The organism is Pseudomonas sp. B35(2017), from assembly GCF_002113645.1.
Lineage (GTDB): Bacteria > Pseudomonadota > Gammaproteobacteria > Pseudomonadales > Pseudomonadaceae > Aquipseudomonas > Aquipseudomonas ekonensis.
Map to the genome: position 1 here is coordinate 1 of NZ_NEIZ01000045.1, position 1837 is coordinate 1837.

Annotated in this window: 1 protein-coding gene; it reads left to right on the forward strand. The window is 69.2% G+C overall.

The window, feature by feature from the left end; genetic code table 11:
* The coding region (locus CAG41_RS28730; RefSeq protein WP_371917491.1) for a toxin VasX at positions 1-1837 on the forward strand (1837 nt) is incomplete at both ends.

Here is a 1837-nt window from a genome sequence, read left to right on the forward strand (position 1 = left end):
CTCGCCCCATGAGCGCCGAAAAACTGGCCATGGTTGACCAGGCTGCTCAGGCCGAGCGTGCGGCCAGAGCCCAGCCCCATGTGGACATCAACAGCCCGGTGATGCCGTGCCCGGCGAGCCAGGCCGAGCTGTTCGTCGTGCCGGTGCGTTATGCGCTGGCGCACGAGCAGGCCGAAAACGCCTGCGTCATGCCCGGCGTCACCCCCGGGAGCCGCCCGATGGCGGCCCGTCGCCTGCGGGAAGGGTTCGTGTACCTCTGGCAGCATCAGGGGCCGCTCAGGCGTTTTGCCGTCTCGTCGCAGGGGCTGTTGCAGGAGCAGGCGCTGGATGCTGCCCCCGGCCCGGTGGCCGACGGGCCGTCGGCCGGCCTGTCATTGGCGAAAATCCACGACGCCTGGATGCTGTACAGCGAATTTCCGTTGAACGCCGAACACTGCCGGGCGCTGGGCGACAGCGACTCCAAGCGCCGCCAGCACATGCGCCAGATCGCCTTGCGCACCGTGGCCGACGAACTGCAGGCGCCGCATTGCCCGCCGCTGGACAAGGGCGAGGCGGTCATGGCCGAACTCATCCCCGGCACCTACGCCCGCTCGATGAAGGCCGACCGCAAGGACAACGCCGAGGACACCGACGCCCTCGGCGCGACGCTGCTGAAGGATCCGACCCGGGCCAACATCAAGGCCTACACCGATGCCATGCACCGCGCCCGTGAGCGCGAGCGTGTCATCGCGCAACACCCCGGCGCCAGCGACCAGCCGCCGGGCGAGTGGAGCGCCGAACCATGGGACGGGCAGGGCACCCGCGACTGGCTGGACAATGCCAAGACCCAAGCCGAGGGGCTGTACGCGGTGTTCGCCTGCCTGGACGACGACCTGGGCGTCTTGCGCGACATCAACCACGAACAGGAGCGATTGGAAGCCGATCACGAACAGTGGCTGGGCGAGAACAGCCTGCGCCTGAGCATCGGCGGCTTCGTGCGCAGCCTGATCACCGAGGATGGCGCCGAACTGGCCGGCGACCTCAGTTACCGCTACAAGGACCGCGACATCCGGCTCACGCCCGAACAGGGGCAGGTCATCCTCGACAGCCAGCATCGGCTGGACGAGGAACTGAAGTCCGAGACCCGCGCCCGTCAGTACGGCGGGCAGCCGGGCCCGGCAGAAACGGCGGCCCGCGATGCCCGGATCGCCGAGATCCTGGCCCCTGTGCGCGGCTTCATCCCGGCCGACCTGCACCACGAGATCCAGGCCGTTGTCCGCGAGTACCGGGCGCAGAAAAGCGCCAACCGCGACAACCATGCCTTCAGCGCCAAGGTCGGCGACTGCATCGACCTCGATGCGATGGACACCTGGTTCAGCGACACCGCCGCCGCGCATTTCCGGCAGCTGGAGCAGCGCCACACGGTGCTGTTCGCCGACCGTGGCGTGTACCTCAAACGCTCGGCCAGCGGCACCTGGTTCGTAGACTACGACGACCTGCCGACGCGCCGCTGGCTGAGCGAACTGGCCGCCGGCTGCCTGAGCGCCCAATGCATCCGCGCCCAGGGGGCCGAGCAGTACGCCGACCATGTGCGCTCGGCCGACGGCGGCGCCCTGCGGCAACTGTTCAACGCCTGGACGCCGTCGCTGGAAGCCGCCGTCAACAACGCCTCGCGCCTGAGCGAACTGCTGGCGGCGCTGTCCGCCGACAACCTCAGCGCCACCCATCAGGCACTGGCGCCGCTGGGCAGCGACATCCTCGACGACATCGCCGGCATGGCCCGGGACACCGCCAGCCAATGGAACGTGCTGGTCAACCGGCTGGGCGCCGCGCTGCTGTTGCTCAAGGGCGACAGCAG